General features: G+C 72.7%; 15 protein-coding genes and 1 pseudogene. 8 read left to right on the top strand and 8 right to left on the bottom strand.

From position 1 onward, the window contains the following. Positions 1 to 37: 37 nt before the first annotated feature. Complete coding sequence (locus ABS735_RS23580) at positions 38 to 1,045, bottom strand: MerR family transcriptional regulator (protein WP_373900586.1); 1,008 nt, start codon at positions 1,043 to 1,045, stop codon at positions 38 to 40. Between the two features lie 93 nt (positions 1,046 to 1,138). Here ABS735_RS23580 and ABS735_RS23585 point away from each other — a divergent pair, with 93 nt between their 5' ends. The 3 genes from ABS735_RS23585 to ABS735_RS23595 all read left to right on the top strand — a co-directional run bounded on the left by ABS735_RS23585 (position 1,139) and on the right by ABS735_RS23595 (position 3,327). Then, a complete protein-coding gene (locus ABS735_RS23585; RefSeq protein ID WP_373900585.1) occupies positions 1,139 to 1,747 on the top strand; it encodes an RNA polymerase sigma factor in 609 nt (202 codons plus the stop codon). Between the two features lie 109 nt (positions 1,748 to 1,856). Next, positions 1,857 to 2,693 carry a DUF4397 domain-containing protein gene (locus ABS735_RS23590; RefSeq protein ID WP_373900584.1) on the top strand — a complete coding sequence of 279 codons (837 nt, stop codon included), beginning with the start codon at positions 1,857 to 1,859 and terminating at the stop codon, positions 2,691 to 2,693. Positions 2,694 to 2,961: 268 nt separating this feature from the next. Next, on the top strand, positions 2,962 to 3,327 hold the full coding sequence (locus ABS735_RS23595; protein ID WP_476755848.1) for a class F sortase: 366 nt from the start codon (positions 2,962 to 2,964) through the stop codon (positions 3,325 to 3,327). Between the two features lie 457 nt (positions 3,328 to 3,784). Here the strand turns inward: ABS735_RS23595 and ABS735_RS23600 are convergent, their stop codons facing one another. Then, positions 3,785 to 4,363, bottom strand: a complete 579-nt coding sequence (locus ABS735_RS23600; protein WP_373900582.1) for a Dps family protein — start codon at positions 4,361 to 4,363, stop codon at positions 3,785 to 3,787. A gap of 131 nt (positions 4,364 to 4,494) precedes the next feature. On the opposite strand from ABS735_RS23600, the gene ABS735_RS23605 reads away from it, so the two are divergent. Then, complete coding sequence (locus ABS735_RS23605; RefSeq protein ID WP_373900580.1) at positions 4,495 to 5,007, top strand: TspO/MBR family protein; 513 nt, start codon at positions 4,495 to 4,497, stop codon at positions 5,005 to 5,007. Positions 5,008 to 5,047: 40 nt separating this feature from the next. On the opposite strand, the gene ABS735_RS23610 is transcribed toward ABS735_RS23605, so the two are convergent. Beyond that, positions 5,048 to 5,263 (bottom strand): hypothetical protein, encoded by a 216-nt coding sequence (locus ABS735_RS23610; RefSeq protein WP_373900579.1) that lies wholly within the window; start codon positions 5,261 to 5,263, stop codon positions 5,048 to 5,050. Positions 5,264 to 5,490: 227 nt separating this feature from the next. Here ABS735_RS23610 and ABS735_RS23615 point away from each other — a divergent pair, with 227 nt between their 5' ends. Both ABS735_RS23615 and ABS735_RS23620 read left to right on the top strand, forming a co-directional pair. Next, entirely contained in the window at positions 5,491 to 5,754 is a 264-nt protein-coding gene (locus tag ABS735_RS23615) for an HU family DNA-binding protein (protein WP_373900578.1), read from the top strand. Between the two features lie 1,347 nt (positions 5,755 to 7,101). After that, positions 7,102 to 7,566, top strand: a pseudogene (locus tag ABS735_RS23620) (tannase/feruloyl esterase family alpha/beta hydrolase); the annotation flags it as partial. 327 nt (positions 7,567 to 7,893) lie between these two features. Here the strand turns inward: ABS735_RS23620 and ABS735_RS23625 are convergent. Further along, entirely contained in the window at positions 7,894 to 8,280 is a 387-nt protein-coding gene (locus ABS735_RS23625) for a hypothetical protein (protein WP_373900577.1), read from the bottom strand. A 546-nt stretch (positions 8,281 to 8,826) separates the two neighbouring features. Between ABS735_RS23625 and ABS735_RS23630 the strand changes: the two genes are divergently transcribed. Further along, entirely contained in the window at positions 8,827 to 9,012 is a 186-nt protein-coding gene (locus ABS735_RS23630; RefSeq protein ID WP_373900576.1) for a helix-turn-helix domain-containing protein, read from the top strand. A gap of 81 nt (positions 9,013 to 9,093) precedes the next feature. Here the strand turns inward: ABS735_RS23630 and ABS735_RS23635 are convergent, their stop codons facing one another. Continuing rightward, entirely contained in the window at positions 9,094 to 10,218 is a 1,125-nt protein-coding gene (locus ABS735_RS23635) for a tyrosine-type recombinase/integrase (RefSeq protein WP_373900575.1), read from the bottom strand. 216 nt (positions 10,219 to 10,434) lie between these two features. Here ABS735_RS23635 and ABS735_RS23640 point away from each other — a divergent pair, with 216 nt between their 5' ends. Further along, complete coding sequence (locus ABS735_RS23640; RefSeq protein ID WP_373900574.1) at positions 10,435 to 11,718, top strand: MFS transporter; 1,284 nt, start codon at positions 10,435 to 10,437, stop codon at positions 11,716 to 11,718. A 25-nt stretch (positions 11,719 to 11,743) separates the two neighbouring features. Here ABS735_RS23640 and ABS735_RS23645 read toward each other — a convergent pair whose 3' ends face one another. From ABS735_RS23645 to ABS735_RS23655, 3 genes are all read right to left on the bottom strand, one after another. After that, entirely contained in the window at positions 11,744 to 14,089 is a 2,346-nt protein-coding gene (locus ABS735_RS23645) for a hypothetical protein (protein ID WP_373900573.1), read from the bottom strand. Further along, on the bottom strand, positions 14,086 to 17,616 hold the full coding sequence (locus ABS735_RS23650; protein WP_373900572.1) for a DUF5682 family protein: 3,531 nt from the start codon (positions 17,614 to 17,616) through the stop codon (positions 14,086 to 14,088). Before ABS735_RS23650 ends, ABS735_RS23645 begins: the two co-directional genes overlap by 4 nt. Positions 17,617 to 17,703: 87 nt before the next feature. Further along, on the bottom strand, positions 17,704 to 22,773 hold the full coding sequence (locus ABS735_RS23655; protein ID WP_373900571.1) for a DNA-binding protein: 5,070 nt from the start codon (positions 22,771 to 22,773) through the stop codon (positions 17,704 to 17,706). Positions 22,774 to 22,800: the final 27 nt, after the last annotated feature.

The following is a 22,800-nucleotide window of genomic DNA, read 5'->3' on the forward strand; positions in this document are numbered from 1 at the left end:
CAGGCCCCAGGGCCCGAGTGCGCTCGACGACGAGACGTCACTGAGCGACCACCGACTCCACGGTGGCGACGGCCTCGCCGAGTCCCGCCGGACGCGCCAGGCCGGCCACCGTCTGACCTGCCCAGCCCGGCCCGAGGGTCAGGACGACCGGCCTGCGACGAGCCCCGCGCACGCCCCACTCCAGGCCGGCCACATGCTGGGCCAGCGGCCTGCTGGCGGTGGTACGGGACTGCGCCCACAGCCCCACTACGGCCGGTCCAGTCCTGCGCACCGCGGCGACGAGCGACTCTACGGGCAGGGCACCGCCGAACATCCGCACCGGGACCCTCCTCTCAGTCAGCGCGGCGGACAGCACTTCCAGCGGCAGTGTGTGGTTCTCCCCCGGCACGCAGGCGAGCACCGTGGTGGCTCCGGGACGATCGGCGACCGTGGTGGGCGCGGTGCGCCGCAGCGCTCCGGAGACGTGCCAGGAAAGGAAGTGCTCGACCTCGACGTACCTCTCCCCCGATGTCTCCCACTTGCGGCCGACGGCCTGCAGCGTCGGCACCATCACCTCGGTCCAGGCGGCGACCAGTCCGTGCTCGGCGATCGCGGTGCGCAGCAGTTCGTCCAGTGCGGCGGCGTCGAGGCGCAGGGCGGCCCGGGCGATCCCCCTGCACTCCTGCCGTACGTCGCCGAGCCGCAGCCCGCTCCCCGCCCGGCTGCGGGCAGGGGCCGGCGACTGCGGTGCCCCGTCGGTCGGCTCTCTTCGAGAATCCGCCGACAGCGGCTCCTCGCTGCGCGCCAGGCGCGCGGCCTCGGCCGGCGGCACTCCGGCCGCCGTCCATGCACACATCCGCTCCAGCCGCGCCACGTCCCCCGTGGTCCAGCGGCGGTGCCGACCGCCCGTGTGCGCCTCGGGGCCGAGACCGTAGCGGCGGTCCCACGTACGGACGGTGGTGGGGGCCACCCCCAGACGCCGGGCCACCTCGCCGGTGGACAGCCCGCCGGCCTGCCGCCCGCCCGCGCCGTCACGGTCCTCGCCCTCTTCGGCATTCGCGCTCATACCTTCACTGTACGACGCACAAACGATGCATGTTGCCTGCGTCGTTTGTGCGTCCAAGACTGAAAGCACGCGCACGGCAGAAGGAGTCAGGCCATGTACGCAAACGCGCGACCGACCACCGACCTCGCCCCGCCCGTGGAGGAAACGCGGTACGAGGAGACCCTGGCCCGTGGCCTCGTCGCCGCCGACGAGGAAGCGTTCGCGGCCATCTACCGGCACTGGAGCGCACTCGTCCACACCATGGCCACCCGCTCCCTCGGCGACACCCACGAGGCCGAGGACGTGACCCAGCAGGTCTTCGTCGGTGCCTGGCGCGGTCGGCGCGGATTCCGACCGGAGCGGGGCGCACTCGGCGCCTGGCTGGTCGGGATCACCCGCCGCAAGATCGTCGACGCTCTGGCCGCCCGGACAAGGCGTCTGGCCCTTGCCGACTCGGCCGCGCACGACGCCACGCCCACCCACTCCGTACAGGCCGCACCTGACGACGTACTGGACCGCGTACTGCTCGTCAAAGCCCTGTCCCAGCTGCCGCACGCCCAGCGGGAAGTGCTGTGCATGGCCTTCTACGAGGACCTCACCCAGGTCCAGATCTCGGAACGCACCGGTGTCCCGCTGGGGACGGTCAAGAGCCACGCCCGCCGGGGCCTGCACCGGCTGCGTCTGGTGATCGACCAGGGAAGCGCGCACGGCGCGGACACGTGACCGCACCGATGGACCGATCTCACGAGCGCGCATCCATGGCACCCCGGACCTCCGAAACACAACCGAGGCTTCGCAGTCCGCGAAGGCTCCAGTCGAAGGGATGATCCCCATGACCTCCCGCACCCACATCGCCGTCGCCGCGTCGGCCGGCGCCTGCGCCCTGGCACTCGGTGTCACCGCACCCGTCATGGCGGCTCCCGCCCAGGCGCAGGACAAAGCCATGGTCTCCGTCTTCCACGGCATCCCCGGAATGACGGTCGACGTCTACGCCAACGGCGACGAGCTGCTCAGCGACTTCGAGCCCGGCACGGTGACCGACCCGCAGTCCCTGGACGCCGGTACCTACGACATCCAGATCTTCGAAGCGGGCCAGGGCCCTGACGGCACACCGGCCCTCGAGAAGGAGGTGAAGGTACCCGAAGGCGGCAACGCCACGGTCGCCGCCCATCTCTCCGCCGACGGCGATCCCCAGCTGACGGCGTTCACCAACGACGTCTCCAAGGTGGACGCCGGCAAGGCACGCCTGACGGTCCGCCATGTCGCGGCCGCGCCCGCCGTGGACGTACGGGCCGGAGGACAGCCTGTCTTCACCGGCCTGACCAACCCCGACCAGGACAGCGCCACTGTCGACGCGAGCACCGTGAACGCCGATGTCGTCCTCGCCGGCACGGACACCGTGGCCATCGGTCCGACGGACCTGAACCTCAAGGAAGGAACGAGCAACGTCGTCTACGCCTGGGGCAGCGCCGAGGACAAGAACCTGGCCCTGGCCACCCAGACGTTCAGCGGCATGGAATCCATGCCCAACGCCGTACACGCGGGCGGCAGCGGTGCCGCAGTCACCCAGAACTCCTCCGACCAGTGGCTGGCCTGGGCCGCCGCGGCCGGAGCCATCACGGTGACCGGCGTCCTGGTGGCCCGTCGAGTCGCAGGCCGGCGTGGCTGAGACGGCACGGCGACTGACCGGACTGACGATGGCGGCTGCCGCTCTGGCAGCCGTCCTCGGCATTGCGGAGCAGCCGTCCGAGTCCACCTCGGCACCGACCGACTTCGGAAGCGCGCCGTCGGAACGACGGGCGGCCACAGCCCCTGCCTCCGGCAGACCGGAGTCACGGGTCGACCCGGCTCCGGATGCACCTCCCGAACAGGTGCAGGTCCGCGATGCGGGTCTCGACGCCCGCGTGCGGCCGGTCGGCGTGACCGAACGGGGAGCCGTGACCATCCCCGACGACCCCTCCGTGGCCGGCTGGTACCGCTACGGCCCGGCCCCGGGAAGCCCCCGGGGATCGGCCGTGCTCGTCGGACACGTGGACAGCGAAACGGGTGCTCTCGGCGAATTCGCCGCACTCTACGAGGTACAGCGCGGCAACCGCGTCGAGGTGCGCCGACAGGAGGCAGCGCCGGTGGTCTACCGCGTCGTCTCCCGCACCACCGTGCCCAAGGACGAGCTGCCCGCCTCCGTGTTCCGAGGGACCGGCGACCCGGTCCTCACGCTGATCACTTGTGCGCCCCCGTTCGAACCCGAGGCGGGAGGCTACCTCGCGAACCTCGTCGTCACGGCCGAGCCGGTGCGGAAGTGACGGCACTCCGTCCCCTGAACCCGGCTCGTATCCGCAGAGACGACAAAGCCCGAGATGCAGGAGGGCACCGTGACCCACGTGGAGCCGTCACACCTCGTGGAACTGGCACTCGGCCACGCAAGCAGCGACGAGGACGTCAGCGCCCTCGGGCACGTCGCGTCGTGCCCGCGCTGCCGCGAGGAACTCACACTGATGACCCGCGTCGTGGCTGCCGCGCGAGGCACCGAGGCGTCGGATCTGCCGACACCTCCGCCCGAGCGGGTATGGCAGCGCATCCACCAGGAACTGTCTCCTGAGGCCGGCAGGCTTCCACACCCCAGAGTGCAGGCTGACCGCCGGTCCGGCGCCGGGAGGATCTGCGGCGCCCGGCGCAAGCGGACGGCCGGCACCAGAACGCGCGAGGTCTTCCTCGTACTCGTTCTGGTCGCCGGCCTCCTGCTCGTCCGGTGGTTGCAGGTCAGGGCTGATCGCGAGCCTGATCGGCGGCCTGACCGGCGGCCGCGGTCTCCGTGGTGGCGCCGCGCGTGCTGAGCCTGCCTCCGCTGGACTCGAGGTGGGCGCGGACGAACCACTGGAAGAGTTCCAGTCCGCGCAGCTGCTCGATGAGCATGTCCTGGGTGACGGGGTCGGAGGTTTCGGTGGCCTGCATGGCCTCGCGGTGGTCCTGGATCACGGCCGTGTACACCAGGTCGAGAGCACCGAGATGCTCGATCGACTCGGCGCGGCCGATGGAGTAGTCGTTCCACGTCCGCTCGTTCACCAGCGCGCCAGGAGTGCCATTCGGCTCGCCGCCCAGGGTCGAGATCCGCTCGGCGATGTCGTCGGTCATGCCACGCACCTTGTCGACCTGCGGGTCGAGCATCTCGTGCACGGCGATGAAGTGCGGTCCGACGACGTTCCAGTGAATGTGCTTGAGAGTGAGGTGGAGGTCGTTGAGGGAGTGCAGACGCATCTGCAGCATCCCGATGATCTGCTGACTGTCCCGCGTGCTCATTCCGGGCACGGTGTAGGTGAGGTCCGAACGCTCTGACGGCACGCTGGTGCTCCTTGCGGTCTGATGTTGGGACCTTCAGACAAGCAGCCTCTTGTTCTTCCAGGGTCCTTCGACGGGACCCTTCGCATCAGATGTCACCGGTGTGGCTCAACCCAGACCTCCGGAGGGAAACCATGGCCGAACCGTCGGGCGACCACGTGAACGAGGCGACCGGCCCACCGCGCGCGGGCTGGCCGACGCTGGTCCTGCTGCTCGCGGCGTGTTACGCGGTGGCCGCGGTAGGTGGCCTCGCCGCCGCCGACGCCGGCCAGACCTACCGGGCGCTCGCCAAACCGTCCTGGGCTCCCCCGGGATGGCTCTTCGGGCCTGTGTGGACCGTGCTCTACGGCACGATCGCCGTCGCCGGCTGGCTCGTACTGCGTCGCTCGGCAGGCGGGCATGCGGTGGCGATGACGTTGTGGTCCGTCCAGCTCGCCCTGAACCTCGCCTGGACTCCCTTGTTCTTCGCTGCCGACGCCTACGGACTCGCCTTCGTCGACATCTGTCTCCTGCTCGTGGCCCTGACGGCCACCGTCGCCGCCTTCGGCCGGCGGCAGCGTGCCGCCGCCGTTCTGCTCCTGCCGTACACGGCGTGGGTCGTGTTCGCCGCCGCGCTCAACCTCTCCATCTGGCTGCTCAATACGTGAGCCGGTGCCGCCGCGCCTGCTGTGAGGGCGGTTACGGGCGTTAGTCCTCGTAAGTCGACAGAGCCAGACCGATGGCGAAGAAGGTGGGAGCCCATTCCCCCACGAAGATGCCCCAGCGGTCGGCGCGCTCTTCTCCCTTCTTCTCCACGCGCAGAGAGGTGCACCAGGTGATCACTGACAGGCCGATGGAGGCGAAACCGGCCGCATACGCGTGCTCGGCGCGGATCCCTGACTCATGGAGCTTCTTGACCAGCATGACCGACTCACCTTCTGCTGTGGGGGTTGGCTCACCCTCATTGCATTCCCGCTGCTGCGGGTCAGCGAGCCGTGCGCGGCCAAACGGTCAACGGGTCCGCGAAGCTGCGGCCCCCGCGCCGGCGCCCGGCCCTCGTTCCTCCGTTCACCGATCAAGAGGTGCGCCAACCGCCGACTGCCGCCATCGTGGCGTCACCAACCCCCATTTCCGACTGCCGGGCAGGACGCATGGACAAGAAGCAGCTGGTCGAGACAACCACCAACGCAGCGGCGAACGGGGACGAGGGCGGGCAGCTGACCTCCGCCGACGTCGAGCGAGTCCTCGACTCGCTCTTCGGCACCGTGGAACACCCGGGCTCGATCGCTGAGGCGCTGAACAGACGCGAGACCGTTCTTCTCGGCAGCTTCGGCAGCTTCCGTATGGACGGTGAAACGGCCACCTTCCGTCCAGGCACGGCGCTCACCGAATTCCTGCAGGACAGGGCAGGATGAGCGCGCTCCGTACGCTTGTCAGCTCACAGCTCTCCGGCCGCAAAGTGTGCACCGGGGACAACGCGGGAGCAGCCCCGACTCGCGGTCCTCGCACGCACTACAGCGTCACGTCCCCGCACAGGTGCACCTCGACGCCCAGCTCGGCGAAAAGGGCGGCCTTGGCGCGCAGCTCCCGGTCGGCGGTGGCCGCTGGACTACCCCACGTCCAACCTCCACACCGCGCACCGCCGCACCCTGATCCACGGAGGGCAGTGGGGCCAGGAGGACCCGTCCCACGTCGCTCAACTGTACGGCGGCTACATCATTCCGGGCTCCACGTTGGACGACCTGCATCTGTCGGTCAGCCAGTGGAAGACGGACGCCGGATGGCCCTACCGCGTCATGCAGCACCGGATACGCGGCTTCCGATCCTGACCTCGAATCCGGCCGACCAGGACCGGCCGCGGACCAGGAGGCGGTGACGGTCCTGCCCGGAGCTTCGTTGTCCGATTCCGCGCTGCCCTACTGGACGATCCGAGGAGCGACGGTCAAGGGCATGGGCGGCGCCATGGGCCAGCACGGGAGCCGACTCCCCGCCGACCCGCTCACTTGCGCGTCGCCCGCCGGTCCGTTGCCACGCCCGCCAGGACGAGTGTGGCGTACCCTGCTGTCCCGTCTGATGGCCGTCGTGGCCCTCGCGCTCGCAGCGGCGTGCGCCCGGTGCCGAGCGCGCACGCGGCGGTCGGCCTGACCAGAGTCACGGGCTTCGGTGCCACCCGGGCCAGTTGCACGCGGAGTACCTGGCCGGGGACGGCTCGGTGGCCGTCGAGGTCTGCCGCGTCCCCGACATCGGCACGGCATCCCGGTCGATCCGGACAGCGGCCCCCAGCAGTGCGGCAGCACCGGCGCCGCCTACTTCCTGGAATCGATCTGCTCCAGCTACCGGATCACGAAGTTCTTCGGCCTGGAGGACTCCGAGCCCCAGCCCGTGCGCTGCCCGCTCCGACCGGGCTGGCCACCACCGACGCCTCGGCCACCTGCAGGACCGCCAGTAACTGCGCCCATGTGCGGGCGGGTCGGGCCACGCCCAGAGGCGGCTGCATCCATGCCGGTGGCTCTGGCCAGAGCATGGGGCAGAGCAAGTCTCTGTACAACACCTTCGTCACTCACATTCTGAAGGAGTCGCCCGCCGGCTACTTCACCGTCGCGGACGGAACCTCCCCCTGACGCGGCGCCCGCGGCTGAACGCCCGCCATGGCGGCAGGCCACTCGAACGGCCCGTCCGTCATGGCGGGCGCGCACATGCTCCTTGGCACCGCTCCCCGCCTAGCCTCCAGGCCGTCCACCCGACGACTCTGAAGGATCTCCATGCCCCTGCCCGACGGCGTCCCCCGGCGCCCGAGACGACGCACCGCGGTCGGTGCCCTCGCTCTGGCCGCCGCCGCGGCCCTGCTCCCCTCGTCGGCCACCGCCCATCCGGCCGCCTCCGACGACGCGGACCGGCACTGCGCCCAGCAGTCCCGCCTGCGGGTGCCGGGCGCCGCCCACCAGCAGGCCGACTGCTTGAACGAGCTGACCACGGCGGGCACCGTGGCCTCCGGTCACACGGACCCGGCCGACTGGTCCGGCCTGACTCCCAAGGACCTGTCCGTGCCGGAGGGCGTGCCCGGCATCCAGGTCGACGGCTACTTCCCCGACAGCTCCACCACCAACACCAACCACGGCTGGAATCACGACGCCCAATTCGTCATCCGGCTGCCCGACCGCTGGAACGGCGGCCTGTTGGTGGCGGGCACCCCGGGCAACCGGGAGCAGTACGCCAACGACCGGGCCGACATCATCACGGCAGCCGCCACCAAGGCCGGTGTCGACTTCGTCCTCGCCCCCACGGAGTCACCCTGACCAGCAGCCCGGTCAGTGGCGTCACCACGCCTGACGGCCACGCCCTCACCGCCGAAGTCGTCGTCTCCGCCGTCGGCGACATCCCCAACACCGAATGGCTGCGCACCTCCGGCCTGCTCCTTGCCGAAGGAGCGGTGGTCAACGAATGGTGCCGGGCTGCGCCCGGTGTGGTCGGCAACACCACGGGACCGCGATCCGCACGTGTCCGGGCGGCGTGCGCGGCGGGTGATCTCCCAGAGCGGGGACACGGCTCGGATTTCAGGTGCGCCGGTCCGGGCCGGACCCGGCCAGCCCCGTCCCGAGAAGGATGTATGCGGCGAGGGCCAGGGCTGGCATGTGCCCGCCCGCGCGGTCGATGTCATCGATGTAGTACCCGGACAGTCCTAGCCAGACCAGCCCATCGACGATCACCAGTGCGACGTTACTGGTCTCGCCCATCATCCGCATGCCGGCCCACAGCAGTAGCGGCATGAGAGCCCAGGAAGCGGCGGTGGTGAGCAGGAACTCGAAGATGCCGGCGAACGCGTCGTCGCTTCCGGCCGCCTCGTCGCCTGCCGAAGCGAAGCCGGCGGACATGAGGGTGTGACAGGCTGCTGTGGCGACAACGACAGTGACGGCGCCCTTGATAAAACGTACGTACCGCATGGGAGATCCTCACTCTTCGCAGGGCGTGGGCCCCAACACGGTGTGTTGAGGCTCATGGCCGGATGCGGATGATGACCAGCAGGTAGTCTGTCCTTCAGCTCCTACAGGGCGCGCGTTCCAGGGCGTTGACGTAAAGCCGGGCTTCGAGGTGTGACGCCGGCATGGCATCCGCCGCAGCATGGGCCGCGTCGGCTCCAGCTACGACTGCCAGTCTTTTCGTAGCGGATTCCGCAAGGATCGGGTAGCCCCGACTGAGGCGGTGTGACTTATGCTTATGACTGACTCCGTGAGTGTCCTGGCGTTGATCTGCCGCCCGCCCGGGCGGGCGCCACGGAGAGTCACCCCTCGCTACCCTATTAGCCCTCCTCATCCCGGCCCGGCTGGTCCGCCCACAGGTGGCCGAGACCCAAGGGAACTTCAGCAAGGTCATCGAGACACTGAAGCTCTGTAGCAGCTTTCTCCGGCCGACCCAAGCCGCCCTCATTCGGCACTGTTGCGCACCGGCCCGCTTATCGCGGGCCGACGTCGACAACTGGGAGACGCCAGATGACTGCCGAGTTCATGAACGTCAAAGAGACTGCCGACTACCTGAACATGTCTGTGACGTGGGTCTACCGCGAAGCACCGAAACAAGGGCTGTCGCCGTACAAGTTCGGGCGCGGACGCAACGCCAAGGTTCAGTACAAGCGGTCAGAGGTGAAGTCCTGGGTGCTGCAACAGCGACTCGAATGACCTGCAAAGCCCCTCACAGGCCCGAACCCCGCGCGGGGTTCGGGCCTGAAGCCTGTGGTCGGTCCTCGACTCGTCACACTCTCAGGCAGCGAGGTCGTGCAGCCCCCGGTCAAGGAGCCTTGCCGCCCTGCCGATCGAGGCCGGCATCAGATGCCGGTAAATCCGGAACGTGACCTCGATGCTCTTGTGGCCCATCCAGTCCGCGACATCAGTGATGGGGATGTTGTGCGCCAGGCAGTTCGACGCGAAGAAGTGCCGGTTCCCGTAGATCGTCATGCCCCTTGGGATGAACACCTTCTTGCCCGGCAGCTTGCGGTACCAGATGGCGTTGATCGTGCCGTGGTTCATGTGCTTCCCCCGAGTCCCCTGCAGGACGTAGCCGTCCTCGGTCGTACCGTGCTTCTCAACGAAGCGCTCGATCGACTCCCTGATGCTCCGGGGCAGCGGGACTTCACGGAACTCCCCCGGCTTGCGATGCTTGAGCTTTTCGAGCTTCTTCGTGCGGTAGTGGACCTGCTCCGTGACGCGGTAGACATCGTCGGCCACGATGTTGTTCACGTTCAGCGCCAGCGCCTCGCCATTGCGCAGTCCGCAGCCCGCCATCATGTCGATGAACATCGAGAAGCGATCGCTGGCGGCCGCCGTCTTTATCGCGATCACCTGCTCCTTGGTGGGAACGACCGCCCGCTCGGCCTCGTACTGCGGCGCGTCGACGTCCTGGAGCGGGTGCCCCTCGATCGCACCCTTCCGGTGGGCGTCGAGCAATAGCGTCTTCAAGAGGACGAAGACCTTGAACTGCGTGGGGTCCGGTGTGCCCAGGCGGTCCATGGTCGTCAAAAAGTTCTCCACCACCAGCGGAGTGAAGGTCTCTACGCGCCTTGTTCCAAGCTCCGGAATCAGGTGGTTGCGGGCAAGGCGCTCGTACTCGTACACCGTGCCGTACGACAGCCGACGCTGCCGCCCCATGTAATCCCCGACGAAGTTCTCGAACCGCATCTGCCCGTAGTGGCGGATGAGCTCGGCTTTGGACGCGGGTGTCTTCGACTTCTGCGCGTACAGCGCGACGAGTCGGTCCTTGGCGTCGTCCTGGGTTCGGAAGCCGCTCTCTTCGCGCTGGTGGCCGCCGGCGTCGCGGTACCGGATGAAGTAGGGGTGTTGGCATTGGGTGGGGCGCTTGCAGCTGCACGTCTTGTCGAACGTGCCCATACCGCGAGCGAGCTGCTTGAAGGTGGATGGCAATGTACTGACCTCGGGCTCATGCTGACCTTTTGCTGACTCAGCGCCCGTGATTATGGATCTGGATGTCGGCCGCACCAAACGACGCCGCCGGTCGACGGCGGCGGCTCAAGGTGGCCAGCGGCTGCGGGTCGAGTGCCTCGACCCGCGCGTGAGCAGGGATTTTCCTGGGAATGGGTCAGGATCATGACAGAGACCATCACGACCACGACCCGCCCTGCTCACCCTCTGCGCCAGCTCCTCGCCGCCTCCGTCGGCAACGCCGTGGAGTGGTACGACTGGTACGCCTACACCTTCCTGGCCACCTACATCGCGGACCAGGTCTTCCCGAAGAGCGCCGACAACTCGCTGGTGCCGCTGCTGTCGACGTTCGCCGTGTTCGCGGTGGGCTTCTTCATGCGGCCCGTCGGCGGGCTGCTGATGGGCGCGATCGCGGACCGGCGGGGGCGGCGGGCCGCGCTGACCGTCACCATTTTGCTGATGGGCGGCAGCAGTCTGCTGGTCGGGCTGACCCCGACATACGCGGCGGCCGGCGTGCTGGCCCCGGTGGTGCTGGTCCTGGCGCGGCTGCTCCAGGGGCTTTCGGTGGGCGGCGAGTTCGCGGCCTCCACGACGTTCCTGGTCGAGTCGGCGGGGCCGGGCCGGCGCGGCCTGTTCTCCAGCTTCCAGTACGTCTCGACCACGGCGGGGCAGCTGGTGGCCTCCGGGATCGCGACACTGCTGGTGGACACGCTGAGCGAGGACCGGATGAACGGCTGGGGATGGCGGGTCCCCTTCGTGTTCGGCGCCGTCCTCAGCCTGGTCGGCTTCTGGATCAGGCAGGGCGCCCAGGAGACCCGCAGCGCCGAACAGCAACGGGCGCCGCGGCCGGCCCTGTTCGAGGCGCTGCGCCGCCATCCGCGCGAGTCCCTGCTGATCTGCGGCATCACGGCGGGCGGCACCATCGCCTACTACACCTGGACGTCGTACCTGCCGACGTACGCCGAACTCAACGCGGGCGTCGCCAAGTCGGACGCGCTGCTCGCGGGGACGATCTCGCTGGCCTTCTTCGGGCTGCTCCAGCCGCTCGGCGGCATGCTCTCCGACCGGTTCGGGCGCCGGCCCCTGCTCCTCTTCTTCGGCGTGGGGTTCGCGCTGCTGAGCGTGCCGCTGCTGCATTCCCTGCACGACTCCTTCGCCGTGCTGCTGCTCGTGCAGTGCGCCGGGATGGTCCTGCTGACCGGCTTCACCTCCATCAGCGCCGCCGTGAACGCCGAGGTCTTCCCGCCCCGGGTGCGGGCGGCCGGCATCGGCTTCCCCTACTCGCTCACGGTGGCGCTGTTCGGCGGTACGGCACCGTACGTGGGCACGCTCTTCAAGGACCTGGGGCATTCCGGTCTCTTCCCTTGGTACGTCGCCGTGCTGTGCCTGCTGTCCTCGCTGGTGTACCTGCGGCTGCCGGAGACGGCGCACAGGGAACTGGAGCGCTGACGCGGGCCGCCCGGGGGCCCGCGGTTCACCCGCGCCACAGGCCGCGTCCCAGGGCCGCCTCCGTGCCGGCGAGGTAGACGGCCGTGGCCAGCCACTGGGCCGCGTAGTGGTCCTGGTCGTCCCGGGCCAGGCGTCCGAAGGCGTCGCGGGGACGCCGGGCGGCCACCGCGCCGAGCGCGGTGAACAGGTCCGCGCCGGTGCCGAACCCGCCGCGGCGCAACGCGGCTGCATGGCCGTGGCGGTCGCTGTCGCGCGCGGGTTCCGCGGCGGCGCGGCGTCCTCCCGTGACCGCCAGTTCGACCAGGTCGCGCACGCGCCGGAGCGGCGAGTCGGCCGGGCGGGCGACCGCGTCGGGACGTACCGGCGGGGCCGGGCAGGGGGCCTCGGACGGGAAGTGGCCGTCGCCCAACTGGTCGTAGCCGAGGTCGGCGCGGTCCCGCCACTCCTCGGGCAGGCGCAGGGTCGTCGCCCCGGTGCCGGACACCGGCCCGACGGCCAGTGGACGCAGGACCGTGACCCGGTCGGGGTCGACGCGGCCGAGGACCCGGACCCGCAGCCCCGGACACGCGCCCAGCCGCCGCAGGTTGACGGTGTGCGCGAGGGCGGGATGCCGGTGGGCGGGGGCGAGCCGGACGGCCGGCCCGGGAACGTCGCCGGTGAGGACCCGGACCAGCACCTCCTCACCGTCGGCGGCGAGGATCTCCACGTCGCAGCCGGTCAGCGGCGGGGCGTGCCCGGTCCCGCCGGGGGCGGCGGCCGCGGACGCCGGAGACCGCACGGCGCGGGTCCATGGGCGTCCGGCGGCGAAGGTGGCCCGGACGCCGGGCTCGGCGAGCAGGCGGCCGTCCGGGGCGACGACCGCCCCGGTGACGATCAGACCGCCGCGGGACAGCCGCTCGTGGTCGCTCAGGAAGGAGCGGACGGCGACATGGGCGGAACCGGCGCGGCGGGCTCGCTCCGCGCCGCCCGGCCGGACGTCGCGGAGCGTGTACCAGCGGCCGTCGTCGCCGACGAGATGGGTGACGACGCCGCCCAGGCCGCCGGGTCCGACCACCGGTTCACGGCAGACGCCGTAGAGGCGCAGGGGCCCGTCGGGGCGGTGGTTGTGGTGGACGGCGCCGATCAGCTCCGGGTCGGGGTCGGCCGCCTTCAGACGGTGGGTGACGAGGAGGAGTTCACGCAGGGCGGCCACCAACTCGGAGGGCCGGTGGCCGTCGTGAGCGCCGTGCGGGTCGTGCGCCTCGCGCACCCGGCGTACGACGTCGAGGGCCGCGCCCTCCGCGCGGTGCAGGCCCGCCAGGCGGGCCGTGTGCGCCGCCCGGAGCAACTCGGCCCGCAGAACCGCGCCCGCGGCGGTCACTCCGGCGGCCAGGACCGCCGCGGCCGCCGTCCAGAGGTCCGCGGCGGCACGGACCTGGTCGGCGGAGGGGCGCCGCCCCTGCGCCGCGGGGGAGGCCGGTTCCGTGGTGGGGGACGCCGGTTCCGCGGTGGGGAACGCCGGTTCCGCGGTGGGCGCTGGACTCACGGCGGACGAGGCCGGTTCGGTGGGCCGGTCCAGACCGACGGGCGGGACCGGATCGGCGGGCCGGTCCAGCTCGGCGGGCTGGCTCACGTCCGCGACCGGACCAGCGGGCGGGGTCGGATGAGCGGGCCGGTCCAGGTCAGCAGGCAGGCTCGCATCCACGACCCGACCGGCGGGCCGGTCCAGGTCAGCAGGCAGGCTCGCGTCCACGACCCGACCGGCGGGCCGGTCCAGGTCAGCAGGCAGGCTCGCGTCCACGACCCGACCGGCGGGCCGGACCAGGCCGGCGGGCGGGGCCGGATCGGCGGGCCGGTCCAGCTCGGCGGGCTGGCTCCCGTCCACGACCCGACCGGCGGGCGAGGTCGGATGAGCGGGCCGGTCCAGGTCAGCAGGCAGGCTCGCATCCACGACCCGACCGGCGGGCCGGACCAGGCCGGCGGGCGGGGCCGGATCGGCGGGCCGGTCCAGCTCGGCGGGCTGGCTCGCGTCCACGACCGGACCGGCGGGCCGGACCAGGCCGGCGGGCGGGGTCGCGTTCGCGGCCGGGGCCGTGCCCAGGGCCGCGGCGCGGTGGAGGCAGCGCGGGGACAGGAGGCAGGTGCAGCGTGCCTGGTCGGGGGCGGTGATCGTGCCGGACGGGCCGGGGGTCAGGGTCACCCACGCGTCCTCACCGCAGCGGACGCCGTACGTGCCGTCCTCGGTGACGTCGACGGGTGTGGCGGCCAGCGCCTCGACGGCCGCGTCGAGTCTGCCGCGCAGCCGGGTGGTCAGGCTCTCCACCGCGGCGGCGAGCACCTCCGGTGCCACCGGCGGGAGCGAGGGGCCGGTGTCCGGGCGGGGTCGGGTCATCGGGAGGCTCCACGGACCTGTTCGCCGACCCAGCGGGCGAGCGAGAGCGGACTGAGGGCGGCCACCGGCATTCCGGCGGCGACGAGTTGCCGGGTGATCGGCACGGAGTAGCGGGGCGTTCCCTCGCCGTCCAGCGCGGCGCAGCCCAGCAGCCGGACGCCGGAGGACACGAGGGCCCTGGTCTCGGCCAGCAGCCCCTCGACGGCGGCGCCCTCCTCGAAGTCGCTGACGACCACCACCAGGGTCCGGTCGGGCACCGTCACCAGCGATCGGGCGTGGGCGAGACCGGCCGTGACGTGCGTGCCGCCGCCGACCTTCACCTCCAGCAGCAGCGAGAGGGGGTCGGTGACCAGGCCGGTGAGGTCGACGACCTCGGTGCTGAAGGTGAGGAAGTGGGTGGAGAGCATGGGCGCTCCGCCCAGGACTGCGGCGGTGAGCGCCGACCACACCACCGAGTTCTCCATGGATGCCGAGACGTCGACGACGAGGACGAGCCGCCAGTCGTTCTGCCGCGCGGTACGGGTCCTGAACACCGGCCGTTCGGGGACGACCTCGACGCGCCCGTCGTCCCGCCGGCGGGTGTACGCGAGGTTGGCCCGCAGCGTGCGGGGCAGGTCGAGCGGGCCACCGGGACGCCGGGTGGGGCGGGGGGTGGTCAGGCCCGTCAGCGTGGGGCGCAGCCGGGTGGCGAGTTCCCGGGTGAGTTCCTCGACCAGCCGCTTCACGAGCGGCCTCAGCTGCGCCACCCGCTGCTCGGGCATCCCCCTGGCCAGGGACAGCACGGTGGTCAGCAGTTCCACGGAGGGGCGTACGGAGGCCGCGTCGAGGAGCTCGACGGCGTCCGTGCGGCCGTCGGCGACGGCACGCCCGAGGATCTCCTCCCGGATCTCCGTGCCGAAGAGCACCCGGAGGTCCTCGGCCCACTGCCGGACGCCGGGCCGGGCGCGGGTCCGGCCACCGGCCCGGTCGTCGTCGGTGGCGGCGCCGGCTCCGGCGGGGCCGGTCGCGCCGGGCTCCTGCTCACCGCCGTCCCCGATCTCCCCGCTCTCCCCGTCCGCTTCGGTTCCGTCCTGGCCGAACAGTTCGTCGAGGGCCCGGGCGTACGGCCGCAGGGCCGGGGGCAGTTGCGCGGTGTCGCGGCCCAGCAGCAGCCGCCACCGGTCGGCCGGGCCGACCCGTAGGGCTCCGTGCACGGCCTCGCCGGCGGCGGAACGCTCCGTCGGCGGCGCGGAACCGGGCGCGGCTCCGGCGTGTGCCCGCGCGGGGTCGCTCACCAGGTCCCCCAGGCCCAGGTCCCGCAGCAGGGCGTACCCCTCGTCGTCGGCCGCGGCCCACCGCCCGACCAGCTCGGCCGGCGCGGGGAGCTGGAGGTCGGGCCGGTCGCCCAGGCGGCCGGAGACGGCCGCGAGCACCCGGGTCCGCCCCTGCGGTGTGAGCGCCCTGAAGCCGCCGCGCAACGCGTACAGCCGGTCGAGGAAGGCGCGGTCGCTCATGGTCTCCAGGCGCTCGAACAGCGGGCCGAGAGCGGTGGACGCGGACTCGATCAGCGGTCCGGCCGCGACGAGTACCCCGGTGAGCCGGCGTTCCAGCCGGTGCCGGCCGTCCGGTCCCGTCGCCGTGTCCACCCAGTCGGCGAGCCTCGCGCCCAGCAGGTCCGAGCCGTCGAGGTCCAGCAGTACTCGGGCGGCCTGCGCCGCGCCCTGAAGAAGCGGGGAGCCGGTGCGGGAGAGCGCGTACAACTCGCCGTCCAGCCGCAGTCCGAGCCGGTCCTCGGCGCTGCGGACGGCGAGGGTCACGACCGCGACGGCGTCCTTCGTGTCGTCGCTGCCGGCCAGTCCCGGCAGGACCCGGACGGCGGCTTCCAGCAGCAGGCCGGCGAGCCGGGCCGCCCGGGCGCGGACGCTTTCGGTGGTGCCCGGCAGGTGCCGTCGGCGCAGCGCCTCCAACAGGTCCAGGGCGTCGAGCAGTTCGGGCAGTCGGGCGGCGCCCGGCAGGACGCGCTCGGCCTCCGTCAGGCCGTCGTGGAGCAGGGTGGGGAGGGCACACCGGGCCGCGGCCCCCAGGAGGGCGACAACCCTGGCCGGGGTGACCCGGCCGGACTCGGACGCCCTGCGGTGGTTCTCCCGGAGGGTGCCGTCGGCCGCCTGGGCGGCGGTGACGCCGCGGACGCCCACGAGGTCGAGGCGGGCGGCGACCGCCGGGGTCCACGCGGCCCGCCAGCGGGTGGTGAGCGCGCTGCCCTGCCTTCCCGCGGTCACCTCGACGGGCTCCGCGTAGCCCGCCCCGCATTCCCTCAGGCGCTGGAGCAGGATCTCGCGGCGGGCGTCGAGCGCGGAGCGCAGCGGCGTGAGCCGGAGGTCCCGGCTGCCCGGGTCGGCCGGTCCGGGCAGCCGCAGTGCGGCCAGTTCCGCCTCCACCCAGGGTCCGAGGCCGGAACGGGGCGTACCGGGCGCGAGGTGGCCATGGCCCGTGCCGACCAGGACGGCGCCCAGTTCCCGGCCGAGGGGCCGGCCCCGGCCGAGTACGGACGTCACCGCCTCATGGAGTTCGGCGCGGCCCGGTGCGGGCAGACCGCGCAGGGTGCCGAGGTCGCAGGCCAGTCGCAGGGTCTCGACGGCCTCGCCGGTGCCCGCCGTGTCGCCGGACGCGCGGATCTCCCGGCACAGTTCGGTGATGAACCGGGCGGCGGCGTCGCGGATGCGGTGGGGGTCGCCACCGGCGTCGAGCACCGCCTGCCGCCAGCGCGGGTCGCGGATGCCGGCCGGGTAGCCGGAACGGGGGTCCAGCAGGGCGAAGGCGTACGGCACGAGGGACGTGACGACCGGGGAGCCCGCTCCGGGCGTCGCGCCGGGCTCGGCCTGCGCCACCGTCCCCGGCTCCCCCTCCTCGGACAGCCCGGGCACGTGGAAGGCGCCGACCACCGCCGCGACCCGGCGCTGTCCCTGCGCGGCGAGGACCCGGCGCATGTGTGCCTCGCGGGCGAGGTCACCGGCCGCGAGGCCCTCGTGGTCCGCGCCGTCCCGGCGCACCGCCCGCCCGAAGGCGAGGGCGGCGCGGCGCACGGCCTCGGGTGCGCTGCCGGGCGCCAGTGCCTCGACGGTGCGGTCCCACAGCTCGTCGACGTCGGCACCGGGCGTCCCGGTGGCGCCGTGCGGCGGCCCGGAGGACCACACCGGGTCCGCCAGCGGCAGATCGCAGCAGATCACCTCCGCACCCCGCTCCCGCGCCCAGCGGATCGCCGCCAGTTCCGGCGAGAAGTCGGCGAGCGGGTGGAAGTGCAGCCGTCCGTCCTCGTACGCACCGCTCAGGGCCACCGGCGCCACGGTCCGCGGATCGGCGAGGTACGGCAGCCACGGCTGGAAGTCGGCCGGCAGTTCCACGCAGACGACCTCGGCGTCCGCGGCGTCCAGCAGCCGGGGGACGACGGCGGCCAGTGCGGGACTGTGGTGGCGTACGCCGATCAGGCAGGGCTCTGCGCGGGCCGCCGCCGCGGCCGGCCGGGCGGCAGTCTCTTCACGTGCGGTCATGGGTCCAGGTGAGTGCTCGGACAGTGGAGGCAGGGTGCGGCAAGGGGGCGGCCGCGTGCGACGGCCGCCCCCCTGCCCCGGCGGACGTCAGCGGCGACGCTTCCGCGGTCGCGGCACCTCCAGTTCCTCCAGGCGCGGCGCGTCCCCGTCCTGGACGCGTTGCCAGGCCTCGCGGTACAGACCGGCGACGGGACGGGTGGGCACGATCACTCCCAGGACGGGTGCCTCGCCCTCCGACAGGCCGTACATCGGCAGCTTCCACCGCTCCAGCGGGAGGTGCGGGTTCGGCTGCCGGGTCCAGCCGCCGGGCAGGAACAGCGAGCGTCCGGCCTTGGAACGGCTGCCCTCGACCACGAGGTCCGTGGCGGCCAGTTCGGCGCGGGCGGCACGCAGCCGGGCGGTGCCGCCGCGCTGCCCGCCCCAGCCGGTCCAGCGGGCGGTGTTGCGGTCGGTGGGATCCGGCATGGCGAGCAGCATCAGGTAGAGGACGGCGGCGTCCTCGCCGATGCCGTACCGCTTGGCGGCCTCACCGACCAGGTCGGGCACGGAACGGGCGGGGTCCTGGGGCCACCACTGCCCGTCCGCGTCGCGCTCGCCGGCCATCGGGTTCCCCGGATCGGCGAGCAGCTCGGCGAACGGCCGGTCGTGGACCAGGCGCAGTGCCGTCTCCTGGGCGTTCGGCCGCTCACCGGTGAACAGCGCCGCCAGGTGGGGGTCGTGACCGGCGGCGTCCAGCAGCGCCGGCCGGATGGCGGGGAGCGGTTCCGTCCGCTCGGTGCCCAGCACGACCGCGCCGTGGCGTTCGAAGCCGTCGCCGGTCTCCGTGGGGTCCGAGGCGGCGCGCCGGAACGCCTCCCAGTCGACGCCCCGCCGGTCGAGGGCGAGCAGCAGGCCGGGGTGGGCCAGGCGCTCGCGCAGCGCGGTCAGGACGCCGGGCAGGGTGGCGCGCAGCGGGTCGCCGGACGGGAGCCGGTGGGCGAGCCACGCGGCCATGGTCACCGCCCCCTTGAGCACCGGGCCGTCGAAGCCGGGCGTCTTCTCGGCGGTCTCCAGGTAGTAGCGGCCGAAGCTCCAGGTCAGGTCCTTCGTCAACCGGGGCTCGGTGGCCAGGTCCACGAAACCCCGCAGGGCGTCGGCGGGTGCCCAGCCGACGGACTCGACGGTGCGGACGGCGTCGTGCAGCACCTCTTCGGGCAGCGGGGTCCGCCGGCCGAGACGCTCGTTCCAGACCTCGGCCGCGCGGGCGGTGTCGGGGCCGTGCGTCCAGAGCCGGGAGGGCTCGGTGGGCAGCAGTGCCGCCACGACGGCCCGCAGGGCGCCGCTGTCGAGGGACCTCAGCTCGTCCTTGGCCACGCTGGCGTCGGCGGACTTGACCCCGATGACCTTGAGGGTCGCGGAGGGCACGCCCACGCGCTTGTCGTCGGTCTGCGGCATTCCGGCGAGCACCAGCCGGGCCGTGGTCGGGGTGACGCCGGTGAGCCGGGCGAACTCCTCGGCGGCCTCGGGGCGCCAGGGCACCGGACCGCGCTCGGCCAGTTCGGCCTGGAAGGCGGCGACCCAGCCGGTCGCCCGGGTCGGCCGAGGCACGAACGGCTCCTCGGACACCGGTGTGTAGGGGGCCGGTGTCGCGAAGCGGCCGGACGGGTCGTGGTAGACCGCGCCGTAGTGCTTGCCCTTGATCTCGTAGGGCCCGTATTCGCGGACGAACTGGTACCAGTCGTCGGGGAAGACGAGGAACGCGCCGCCGTCCAGGTCGAGCACGGTCCCCCGCGTGTACCCGTGCGTGGCGCCCGGCCCGTCGAAGGTGTCGGGGTCGAAGGCCAGGTGGACCCGGCGCCAGTGGCCGGGGTCCAGCTCCGTCAGCCCCTGCGCGTCCAGTTCGCCGAGGAAGGCGTCCAGGGCCCGCCGGTGCTCCTCCACGGTGGCCTGTGAGGCCGCCCGCAGCGCCAGTACGGCGGGCAGTTCGGGCAGGGCCAGCGCGTTCAGGTGCTCCAACGGCCCCAGTCTGTCGATCGACAGGTGCAGGATGCCCGCGGGCGCCGGCTCGGCCAGGCCCTTCATCGACCGGGCGAGGAGTTGCGGCAAGTCGAACAGGTCGTGCCGGAAGTCGTAGTACCCGCGCTCGTCACGTTCGGTCAGGCCCACACCGTTCAGCGCGGAGGCGAGCAGGCGGTCGCCGATCGCGGGCCTCGGTTCCTCCGGGGTGACGCCCTGGACCGCCGAGTCCAGCCGGGCGAGCGCCGCGTCCAGGACGCGCTGCTGCTCGGCGGCGTACCGCACCACTCCGGTGATGCCCTTGAGCAGCGCCTCGTGGCCGATCTGCGGCAGCAGGGCGCGGACGGCCCCGAGCACCGCGTCCCGGTCCTCCGCCTCGGCGCCGGTCGACTCGTCCCCGGCCGCCTCGGCCGCGGCCGCCGCCAGGAGGGCCGACGCCACGTCGTCGCCGACCTCGCGGAGCGCCGTGGAACCCTGCGGGTCACGGGGCTGGAGCAGGTGCCAGTAGCGCACGGGCGGCAGCAGGGGGGTGCCGGCGGAGAAGGGACCGGCCGTCTGATCGCCACCGATGTGGGCCAGCACCGCGCTTTCGGAGTCGCGCAGTTGGAGGTCGCTCGACCATCGCATCACGGTCACCGGCCGGTCGGTGCCGGGGAAGACCAGCACGTTCTCCGGGTACCCGCCCACCCGCCGCGGCACGCGGACCGAACGGCCGGCCAGGTCCTCGCCGCACCGCGTGCCGTCGGGCAGCGTGATCACACGCCAGCCGAGCACTCCGTCCACCGGGGCACACATCGGCCCCGGTGCGGCGGAGGGTGCGGGCAGCAGCCAGGCGGTGTCGAGGGTGCTGCCGTCCGGCGCGGCGCGCAGCCCCTCGGTGAACCAGTCCGGCACGTCGCGCTCCCCCACCGTGCCGCCGACCGGGTCGTACGCGAACCAGGCGCTGTTCCCCTGGTCGGACCAGTCCCTGATCCAGACCCAGTACGACGTGCCGTCCCCGATCACCTGCCGCCGGTGCGGGATGTGGGCGTCCCCGCGCCGCAGCACACCGTCGCCGGTGGTCCGGCCGCCCCCGGGGAGCGGGAGGGAGGTGGGAGGCATGCCGTTGCTCCCGCCTCTCCCGTTCGCGTGGCAGGCGTAGGGGGAGCGGACGTCGCCGTCGAGCTCCGTGGGCGAGGAGGCGCCGGTGTCGGCGTCGTACCAGTAGCCGTAGGAGCTGGAGGGGGAGTGACTCTTCCAGAAGACGAGGAGCCCGCCGTTCACGTAACGGACGTCGGCACCCGAGCGCTCCGACGCGTCCGGGAGGCGCATCTCGTGACTGAGGACCGTGCCCTCCGCTCCGACCACCCGGGCGCGACCGTCGCGGAAGACGATCAGGTGCGGCCAGGCCTCGCCCACGCACGTGCTCCGCGCCTCCTCGGGCGACGCGGGCGAGCCGACCGCCTCCTCCCAGGCGGGCCAGCCCAGTTCGTCGAGTATCCCGCCCCGCAGGGTGCGGGTGAGCACCGGGGCCATGCCGATGTCCAGGGCGTCCCGCACCTCCTGCTCGGCGGTCGCCAGGATCTCGCCCGGCAGCCACTTCAGCGTCTCGAACGGGCCGCTGTACAGGGCGAACTCACCCAGCTCGCTGCGGCTGTACCTGCGGCTGACGTCGGCCACCCATTCCGCGAGCATCGGGCGCCCGCCCGGCGACTCGGCCAGCCGGGTCACGGTGCGCCTGTCGATGCCCTCGCGCTCGTAGCTGGGGCAGCCGCTCCGGAAGACCCCGCGGAATCGCGGGTCGGCCTCCAGGGCGACGAGGTCGCGCCGCTCGTCGCGGGCCGCCCAGTCCTGCAGGCCCAGCCCGGGGCTCTGCTCGGGGTCCCCGACCGGTATGCGCAGGGCGAGGAGCTGGTCGAGGAGGTCGACGTCGCTGACCGGGGGCCGCAACGTGCCGCCCTGCGAGGTCAGTTCGGTGCGGAGGGTGTCGGCCATGCGGTCGACGAGCGGGTACAGCTCCGGCGGTGCGAGGTGCCGGTCGTCGGTGCGGCACAGGGCGAGGAACCTGCGCGTCCAGCCGGCCGTCCCGTCGGGGGACCGTGCCTCGGCGGGCAGCGCGGCGTCGCACAGCCCCTCGGTGGCACCGGTCTTCTCCAGCACCTCCAGCCACTGTCCCAGCTCCTCGTGCTCCCACCCCGAGGGCAGCAGTCCCAGCAGGGTGCCGCGGGCGGCGGGTTCGCGCCGGGTCAGTTCCACCAGGGCGGCACGGTGGGCCTTCCACCAGCCGGGGGGCGCCTTGAGGGTGCCGGGCAGCGGCAGCACCTCGCGCAGGTAGGCCATCTCCTCGGCGAGCGCGTTCCTGCCCGCGGCGGCCTTCGCCAGCCTGCGCAGATCACCCGCGCCGGGGCTCGACGGGGCCACGCCGTGCGCGGCGAGCCGGACGAAGAGCCCGCGCAGGTGCCGGAAGGCGGTGGCGGCCGGCACCCGGGTCGCCAGTCCCTTGGCGTAGCTGGAGAGCACCTTGGTGGGCATGGCGTCGGCGAGGGCGAACTCCAGGAACACCGCGTCCATGCGGGCCTCGTCGAACGGCAGGGCGTGGGCCGTCTCGGCCTTGCGCGCGTTGACGAACATCTGGGAGGCGTACGCCTTGTGCCCGGCGGCCAGGAACACCCGGCCGGCCTCCTCGTAGAAGGTGGGCAGGAAGTGCGGCACGGAGCCCGCGAGGCGCTCGCCGATCGACTCGTAGGTGGCGCGGGCCTTCTTCGCCCGGGAGCGCACCGTCCGCGCGACCTTGTCCATCTCCTCGACCAGGGACATCGCGAGATGGCCGTCGGAGGGGTGGCGGACCAGCACCCATTCGGGGAAGCCCATGGCCCGGTGCTGTCCGACACCGACCTCGACCGGATCGCCCAGGGGCAGCAGTCCGAGGAATCCGCCGCCGTCGTCCCCGTTTGCCGGGTCTCCGGGGGCGGGATCGTCGGCGGCCGAGCCTGCGGCGGCCGGGTCCGCGGGCGTCAGGCGTACGACGATCCGGTCGTCGAGGCCCGGATGCCGGTAGGCCCGGGTGTACACGGGCACGGCGCGGTCGCCTCCCCCGGTGGTGCCCGGCGGCAGTACCGCACCGGCGCGCAGCAGCTCCTCCACCTCTGCCGTCGCCCCGCCCCGGGTCGTGCCGTCGCTCATGATCGGATGCCTTTCGTGGGTGTGCGT

Origin of the sequence: Streptomyces sp. MMCC 100 (genome assembly GCF_041538145.2) — a bacterium.
Taxonomy (GTDB): Bacteria; Actinomycetota; Actinomycetes; order Streptomycetales; family Streptomycetaceae; genus Streptomyces.

What these genes read in the sequence shown, in the direction of transcription:
- ABS735_RS23580 (WP_373900586.1), bottom strand. Translation starts at nt 1,045, where the DNA reads ATGAGCGCGAATGCCGAAGAGGGCGAGGACCGTGACGGCGCGGGCGGG.
- ABS735_RS23585 (WP_373900585.1), top strand. Translation starts at nt 1,139, where the DNA reads ATGTACGCAAACGCGCGACCGACCACCGACCTCGCCCCGCCCGTGGAG.
- ABS735_RS23590 (WP_373900584.1), top strand. Translation starts at nt 1,857, where the DNA reads ATGACCTCCCGCACCCACATCGCCGTCGCCGCGTCGGCCGGCGCCTGC.
- ABS735_RS23605 (WP_373900580.1), top strand. Translation starts at nt 4,495, where the DNA reads ATGGCCGAACCGTCGGGCGACCACGTGAACGAGGCGACCGGCCCACCG.
- ABS735_RS23610 (WP_373900579.1), bottom strand. Translation starts at nt 5,263, where the DNA reads ATGCTGGTCAAGAAGCTCCATGAGTCAGGGATCCGCGCCGAGCACGCG.
- ABS735_RS23615 (WP_373900578.1), top strand. Translation starts at nt 5,491, where the DNA reads ATGGACAAGAAGCAGCTGGTCGAGACAACCACCAACGCAGCGGCGAAC.
- ABS735_RS23625 (WP_373900577.1), bottom strand. Translation starts at nt 8,280, where the DNA reads ATGCGGTACGTACGTTTTATCAAGGGCGCCGTCACTGTCGTTGTCGCC.
- ABS735_RS23630 (WP_373900576.1), top strand. Translation starts at nt 8,827, where the DNA reads ATGACTGCCGAGTTCATGAACGTCAAAGAGACTGCCGACTACCTGAAC.
- ABS735_RS23635 (WP_373900575.1), bottom strand. Translation starts at nt 10,218, where the DNA reads ATGGGCACGTTCGACAAGACGTGCAGCTGCAAGCGCCCCACCCAATGC.
- ABS735_RS23640 (WP_373900574.1), top strand. Translation starts at nt 10,435, where the DNA reads ATGACAGAGACCATCACGACCACGACCCGCCCTGCTCACCCTCTGCGC.
- ABS735_RS23645 (WP_373900573.1), bottom strand. Translation starts at nt 14,089, where the DNA reads ATGACCCGACCCCGCCCGGACACCGGCCCCTCGCTCCCGCCGGTGGCA.
- ABS735_RS23650 (WP_373900572.1), bottom strand. Translation starts at nt 17,616, where the DNA reads ATGACCGCACGTGAAGAGACTGCCGCCCGGCCGGCCGCGGCGGCGGCC.
- ABS735_RS23655 (WP_373900571.1), bottom strand. Translation starts at nt 22,773, where the DNA reads ATGAGCGACGGCACGACCCGGGGCGGGGCGACGGCAGAGGTGGAGGAG.